Source organism: Janthinobacterium sp. AD80, assembly GCF_002878455.1.
Taxonomy (GTDB): domain Bacteria; phylum Pseudomonadota; class Gammaproteobacteria; order Burkholderiales; family Burkholderiaceae_D; genus Janthinobacterium.
Window position 1 is genome coordinate 126,997 of record NZ_NRDQ01000039.1, and the last position, 6,807, is coordinate 133,803.

Consider the following 6,807-nt stretch of genomic DNA (forward strand, 5'->3'; position numbering starts at 1 on the left):
TTAGTATTAATATATACGCATGCCACCCGCCGCACAAGCGGCTTCATAGGAAACTCCCATGCGCTCTTCCGCCGTATCGCCGCCACTGCTTGCCGTGCAGTCGCCGCTCGTCTACATCAAACTGATCTTCGTCGCCCTGTTCTGGGGCGGCACTTTTATCGCCGGCCGCGTGCTGGCGCAGCAGATGCCGCCCATGACGGCCGCCAGCGGGCGCTTCGGCGTGGCCGTGCTGCTGCTTGTCGTGCTGGCCTGGAAGCTGGAAGGGGGCTTGCCGCGCCTGGACCGCAAGCAGCTGGCGACGACCGCCGCGCTGGGCCTGACGGGCATCTTTCTGTACAACCTGTGTTTCCTGGCTGCCCTGTCGCGCATGCCTGCGGGGCGCACGGCTCTGTTCGTTGCCCTGAATCCCATCGTCACGGCGCTGGCCTCGGCCCTGCTGTTCCGCGAGCGACTCGGTTCCTTCAAATGGCTGGGCATCATGCTGGCGTTTTGCGGCACGGCCATCGTCATCACGCGCGGCGACCTGGCCGGCGTGCTGCACGGTAACGGCGGCGGTATCGGTGCCGGCGAGCTCTTCATGTTTTGCGGTATTTCCAGCTGGGCCGCCTACACCCTCATCGGCAGAGTCGCGCTGAAGGGCCTGTCGCCCATCGCCGCCACCACCTACGCGTCGATGTGGGGCCTGGCCTTCCTGCTGGTGGGCGCGGCGGTGGAATTTCCTACGGTGCCATGGCGCAGCTTTGGCTGGCAAGTGTGGGCCGCCATCGGCTACCTGGGCGTGTTCGGCACGGTGATCGGCTTTGTCTGGTACTACGAGGGCGTCAAAGCGCTGGGTCCGTCGCGCACGGCCGTCTTCAACAACCTGGTGCCCGTGTTCGGCATCGTGCTGGCGGCGGTGCTGCTGGGCGAACCGGTGCTGGCCTCCATGCTGGTGGGCGGCGCGGTGACGATCGCCGGCGTCATCATGACCAACCGGCAAATCAAGGCTTAACCCTAAGCAAGGACTGGGGTCGGACATTAATGTCCGACCCGGCAGTTCAAGGGCTAACTAAGTAATCAGCGGGCGCGGCGGCGCTTGGACGGCTTGGCCGGCGCCTTTTTATGCCGGCTGACGGACGCGCGCATCACCTTCGGCTCTTCGATGCCGTTCTCGGCCGCCAGCAGGCGGCGGATGTTGACGGCATCCATGGCGCGCACGGAATTGGCGCGCGCGTTGAGCAAGATCATGGTGGCGAACTTGCCGGCCGATTTGATGCGCATGATCAGGCAGCGGCCCGCTTCATTCGTGTAGCCGGTCTTCGACAGGCCGATATCCCAGCCCTTGGCACCCACCAGGCGGTTGGTGTTGTGGTATTCCACGTCGCGGCCCTTGATCTGGATGATGTCCTTCGAGTCGGTGGTGATGCGGCTGATTTCCGGATAGCGCGAGGCGGCCACGGCCATCTTGACCAGGTCCGCTGCCGTCGACTGGTTGTTGGGCGACAGGCCCGTCGGTTCTTCGATGACGGTCTGGCGCATGCCCAGGGCCTTGATCTTGGCGTTGACGGCCACGGCAAACGCGGTGGGGCCGCCAGGGAAGGTGCGCGCCAGCGAAGCGGCGGCGCGGTTGTCGGACGACATCAGCGCCAGTTGCAGCACGTCGTGGCGGCTCAGGGTGGCGCCCACGGGCACGCGCGACGTGCTGTGCTTGAGGGTATCGACGTCTTCACGGTCGATGCTGATTTCTTCTTCCATGTTCGCCTTGGAGTCGAGCACGACCATGGCTGTCATGAGTTTGGTCAGCGAGGCGATGGGCACCACCACGTTGGAATTCTTTTCAAGCAAGACTTTACCTGTGCCATCTTCGACCACCAGTATCGACTGGGAACCGAAAGGCACGGCGATGGCCGCTGTTGAAAGCGTCATCAGCACCGCGGCGAACATTTTTTTGAGCATGGGATTGTATGTGGGAAAGCAGTTTTGGGGCGCCATCGTGGGCGCTGCGCGCAAAGCCGGGAACCGCCGCGTGGGGACGCGGCATGTATCTCGGGGGCAATATTTGCCAAGCGTAGACAATACCATTAAAAATATTGCGATGTCTACGGCACACTGGCCGTGCAAGCCGCTTTGCGGCGCAAAAGGTGAAAAAAAGCGCGATCCGGCATGTAACTATTGCTTGAGTGAAAATTGTCGCCGAATTATTGATTTCATTTAGGAAATCTAATATTCTTTCTGCAATCTTGCTGCCTGATGCACAATTCGTAGGCCGTCAGTCACCGGATGCCGGCTCTCTATCGTCGCTGGTACCCGCAAAATCGTGCCTGGTCGCTAGCCCCTGTGCTGCCGGCCGCCGTGGCCCCACACTGCGTTCATGCATGATGAACTTGCCAAGGAGAATGCAACATGTGGGGAAAAATCAGCCAGTGGCACCAGCAAATGGACGACGACGCCATGCTGGTGCTGGAAACACCGGAGGCCGCCGATAGTTTGCCGGCCGGCATGCGGCGCTATGTCGGCACGCGCCTGGCAACCATGTCGCCCATCGAGCGCCAGCAATTCCGCGCCTTTCTCGTGAAATACCATGGCATCCGCTTCTATGTGGCCGCCGCCAAGCTGCTGCTGCCGTTTACCGCGCTGGGAGCGTTGCAGCAGCTGCTGTGGCCGGGCAAGCTGAGCTGGGCTGAATCGCTGGTGTTGAGCAACCTGATCGGCTTCTCGCTGGCCTGCGGCCTGATGGGCGTGTGGTTCAACTACCGCAAGCTGGTGGCCAACCGCTCCGTCAAGCCCCTGCTGCGCATCTTGCTGGCGTGCGTAGTCGGTTTGCTCTTCGGCATGGGAGCATCCGCCATCTTCAGCGACAAGCCCATGGTGGTCTCGCCGGAAAAGATCGCCGCCAACGTGGGCATCGCACTGCTGGTGGTGAGCCTGCTCTACATCGTGCCGCTGGGCATCGTCGCCATCTGGCGCAACCGCCAGTTCGAAACGATGAGCTTGCAGCTGCAGCAGGAGGCCGAGCGCGAGCGCCTGGCGCGCGAACTGAGCGAATCGCAGCTGCGCTTGCTGCGCGCGCAGATCGAGCCGCATTTCCTCTTCAATACCCTGGGCGCCGTGCAGCAGCTGGCCGAGCAGGGTGCGCCCCGCGCGGCGGCCCTGACGGCCGACCTGATCGCCTTTTTGCGCGCCAGCCTGGCCGAGATGCGCAGCGAGCAAGTGCCGCTGCAAAGCGAGTTCGACATGGTGGCCGCCTACCTGCGCGTGATGCAGGCGCGCATGGGGCAGCGCCTGCGCTTTCGCCTGGACTTGCCGGCGCCCCTGGCGCACGTCATGGTGCCCAGCATGATCGTGCTGACTTTGGCGGAAAACGCCATCAAGCACGGCATCGAGCCGGCCCTGCGCGGCGGCGACATCCATATTTCTGCCGAGCAAGTCGACGGCATGCTGCGCCTGCGCGTGCAGGATACGGGTGTCGGCCTGGGCGGGACAGTGGCCGGGACGCCCGTGCCTGCGCCCGGTGGCGGGCTGGGCCTGGAAAACGTGCGTAGCCGCTTGCAGCTGTCTGCGCAGCAGGGTGGCGGCGCGGCGGGCCGACTGGAATTGCGCGAAGGCGAGGAGGGCGGCGTGGTCGCCGACATCCTGCTGCCCCGATACACGGAAACGAAAAAGGAAGGCAAGGCATGAACACCACGGTAATGATCGCCGAAGACGAGCCGCTGATGCGCGAGCGCCTGCAAACCATGCTGGAACTGTGCTGGCCGGAAGCGCGCATCGTGCTGGTGGCGGAAAACGGCAACGATGCCTGGGATGGTTTCCTCGAGCACGAACCGGAAGTGGTTTTCCTCGATATCCGCATGCCGGGCCTGTCGGGCCTGGAAGTGGCCGAGCGCATCGGCAAGCGCGCCCACGTGGTGTTCGTCACGGCCTACGACCAGTACGCCGTCGATGCGTTTGACGCGGGTGCCGTCGACTACCTGCTGAAACCCGTGCAGGCCGAGCGGCTGCAGCGGGCGCTGGCCCGGCTGCGCGACAAGCTGGGGGCGCAGCCGGCCGACATGGCGAACCTGCTGCAGTCGCTGCGCGCCGCGCTGCCGGCGCCGCCACGCGAAAAACTCAAGTGGATCAAGGCCAGCGTGGGCAAGCAGATCCGCCTGATCGACATCGACGACGTGCTGTTCTTCCAGGCCGATACCAAATACACGCGCGTGGTGCTGGCCGGCTCGGAAGCGCTGGTGCGCACGCCGCTGAAGGATTTGTTGGGCGGCCTCGATCCGGAACAGTTCTGGCAAATCCACCGCGGCACCATGGTCAGCGTGAAGGCCATCGAGGCGGCCGAGCGCATCGACGCCGAGCGCATGCAGGTGCTGGTACGGGGCAGCACGGAAAAGCTGCCCGTCAGCCGCACGTTTACTTATCTGTTCAGGGATTGATATGATGGCAATATTTCTTGCCACTTAATGGATATCCCATGATTTTGCTACGCCGCTGCTTCGCTGCCGCTCTCCTCGCCATCCTTGCATGCACCGCCGCCACTGCGGCGGACAAGCCGGAAAAGGTGGTGTACCACCTCAATGACGCCAGCAATGCGGCGGCCGCCCTGCGCAATATCGGCAACCACCTCGATGCCAGTCCGCAGGCGACCATCGTGCTCGTGGCCCACGGCCCCGGCATCGATTTCCTGCTTGACGGCGCCATCGACAAGACGGGCACGCCATACGACGTGGCCGTGCGCGCGCTGGCGAAACGGGGCGTGAGCTTTCGCGTCTGCAACAACACCTTGCAGGGACGCAATATCGACCGCCAGCGCGTGCTGCCGGAAGCCGTCATCGTGCCTTCGGGCGTGGCGGAACTGAGCCGGCTGCAGGCGCAGGAAGGCTACGTTTACATCAAGCCATAAGAGTAACGCCGCGCCGCTGCCGGATGGCAAGGGCGCGGCGTCGCGTGGAGTGCGGGCGCTTACTGGATCTTGGCGATCGACACTTCCGTCGACTTCACCAGGGCGATGACTTCGCTGCCCACCTTCAGGTCCAGGTCCTTGATCGAGCGCGAGGTGATCACCGAGGTGACGATGCCGTGCGGCGTTTCCACGTCCACTTCCGACACCACGGGGCCAAAGATGATTTCCTTGATCTTGCCGCGAAACTGGTTGCGTACATTCACTTCCGAGATAGCCATGATGTTTCCTTTGTGCCCGTAATACGCCGTGCGGCGCGACATGGCCAGAGTACGGCGCGCGCCCGCTTTTGACCACGAATCGATGCGCATATCGTTATGCGAAAAGCGCGCGCCAGCGCTGCCGCAAGCACACAATTCACCTATACTGGCTGACAACTACCGGAGGTGTGCCATGCGTTCTTTCCTCTTGCCGCTCTTGCTGCTGCCAGCGGCCGCCGCGCCGGCCGAACCGCTTGCCGCGCTGCAGCCGATGGCCTTCCTGGCAGGCCATTGCTGGAAGGGAGAATTTCCCGGTGGTCGGCAGACGGACGAGCAGTGTTTCCAGTGGCTGTATGACGGCAAGATGCTGCGCGACACGCACACGGTGCGCAGCCCCGGCAAGCCCGACTACGTGGGCGAAACCACGTATTACCACGACCGCGCCGCCGGCACGGTCGCCTTCCTGTATGTGGAAAACAGGGGCGGCTACAGCCGTGGCACGATGCTGCCCGCCGCCGGTAGCCTTGACTTTCCCGCCACGCACTATGTGGGCGCCGATGGCAAGGTGCTCACCTACCGCGTGCGCTGGACGCGTTCGGGCAGCGATGCCTATGAAGCGTTCAGCGAAATGCAGGCGGGCGAGCGCTGGTTGCCCCAATTTAAGTTATTGCTGCGTAAGCAGTAGGCTTGCCGCCGCTGGCGGGGAACTTCTGCCGCTTTCCTTGATCTGACACCAATGGTCCGTGTTTTTCTTGACAGGTGGCACGCTCATGCAGTGTGCCAGTGCCTGTGCCGGCGCCTGTGGCCCTGTCTATGGTGATGCTGGCGCTGGCGGCCGCAGGCGTCGCGTCCGGGGTGTGCCGTGTGCCGGCGGCGTGGGCACGTCCATATGACGGGCTTTTTTTTACGGTATGCACGATGGAAGAGGAAGGTGCTGATCCTGTCATAGCCGCTTTTTACCGGGCGGCACTGGAACCTGGCCAGTGGCATGCCGCCCTGCGCGCGTTCGCGCGGCTGGCCGGCGGCGATGTGGCCTGCTGTTTCCTGAAGGCCGAGGCGGGCCTGGCACCGTCGCGCGCCCACATCTGCGGCCTGGACGAGCAAGCCTGGGAAGACGGTTACCGCCGCTATTACCATGCCATCGATCCCGGCTACACGGTGCTGAAGCAAGGCATGCCGGGCCGCATGTACCTGATGCAGGACTACATCAGCGCGCGGGCCGTGGCGCGCAGCGAATATTTCCAGGATTTTTACTTGCGCGCCGGCGTCCGTTATTCCTGCAGCGGCACCATCCGCGACGGCGGCGGACTGACCATCCTCTCCGCGCACCGGGCGGCGGGTCAGGGCCGCTATGACGGGCGCACGCGGCTGCAGCTGCAGCGCGTGCTGGAGCACTTGCCGAATGTGTTTCGCCTGCGCGATACGGCGCAGCAGGCCCAGGTGCACGGCGCCCTGGCCTGGGCTGCCCTCGACGAGTTGCCGCGTGCCATCTTGCTGGTCGATGCCTGCCTGCAGCTGGTCTTCATGAACCAGGCCGCGCAGCGCCTGCTGTGCGGACCGGCGCTGGCGCCTTCCCTGGCGCCGGCCACGGCGGCAATCGTCCTGCGTGGCGGCAAGGTGGGCGTGCGTACCACCGCCGTGCAGCAGCGCCTGGTCCAGCGCGTGCGCCAGGTGTGCGCC

Annotated in this window: 8 protein-coding genes and 1 pseudogene; 7 read left to right on the top strand and 2 right to left on the bottom strand. The window is 64.1% G+C overall.

Annotated features, from left to right (window positions below; translation table 11 throughout):
* Positions 1–58: 58 nt before the first annotated feature.
* Positions 59–991: a DMT family transporter gene (locus tag JaAD80_RS09950; RefSeq protein WP_102294020.1), complete on the top strand. Its 933-nt coding sequence runs from the start codon at positions 59–61 to the stop codon at positions 989–991.
* Between the two features lie 65 nt (positions 992–1,056).
* Here the strand turns inward: JaAD80_RS09950 and JaAD80_RS09955 are convergent, their stop codons facing one another.
* Positions 1,057–1,935, bottom strand: coding sequence for a serine hydrolase (locus tag JaAD80_RS09955; RefSeq protein WP_102294032.1), 879 nt, complete (start codon positions 1,933–1,935; stop codon positions 1,057–1,059).
* Here JaAD80_RS09955 and JaAD80_RS30640 point away from each other — a divergent pair.
* From JaAD80_RS30640 to JaAD80_RS09970, 4 genes are all read left to right on the top strand, one after another.
* Positions 1,883–2,194: a hypothetical protein gene (locus JaAD80_RS30640; RefSeq protein ID WP_180979364.1), complete on the top strand. Its 312-nt coding sequence runs from the start codon at positions 1,883–1,885 to the stop codon at positions 2,192–2,194. The two genes, JaAD80_RS09955 and JaAD80_RS30640, sit on opposite strands and share 53 nt — an antisense overlap.
* Before the next feature lie 188 nt (positions 2,195–2,382).
* A complete protein-coding gene (locus tag JaAD80_RS09960; protein WP_102294021.1) occupies positions 2,383–3,657 on the top strand; it encodes a sensor histidine kinase in 1,275 nt (424 codons plus the stop codon).
* Entirely contained in the window at positions 3,654–4,403 is a 750-nt protein-coding gene (locus tag JaAD80_RS09965) for a LytTR family DNA-binding domain-containing protein (RefSeq protein ID WP_102294022.1), read from the top strand. Before JaAD80_RS09960 ends, JaAD80_RS09965 begins: the two co-directional genes overlap by 4 nt.
* Positions 4,404–4,441: 38 nt before the next feature.
* A complete protein-coding gene (locus JaAD80_RS09970) occupies positions 4,442–4,870 on the top strand; it encodes a DsrE family protein (RefSeq protein WP_102294023.1) in 429 nt (142 codons plus the stop codon).
* 59 nt (positions 4,871–4,929) lie between these two features.
* Here the strand turns inward: JaAD80_RS09970 and JaAD80_RS09975 are convergent, their stop codons facing one another.
* Entirely contained in the window at positions 4,930–5,148 is a 219-nt protein-coding gene (locus JaAD80_RS09975) for a molybdopterin-binding protein (protein ID WP_034757699.1), read from the bottom strand.
* Between the two features lie 172 nt (positions 5,149–5,320).
* Here JaAD80_RS09975 and JaAD80_RS09980 point away from each other — a divergent pair, with 172 nt between their 5' ends.
* Both JaAD80_RS09980 and JaAD80_RS09985 read left to right on the top strand, forming a co-directional pair.
* Positions 5,321–5,812 carry a hypothetical protein gene (locus tag JaAD80_RS09980; protein ID WP_102294024.1) on the top strand — a complete coding sequence of 164 codons (492 nt, stop codon included), beginning with the start codon at positions 5,321–5,323 and terminating at the stop codon, positions 5,810–5,812.
* Positions 5,813–6,045: 233 nt separating this feature from the next.
* Positions 6,046–6,807 (top strand): annotated as a pseudogene (locus JaAD80_RS09985) (hypothetical protein); the annotation flags it as partial.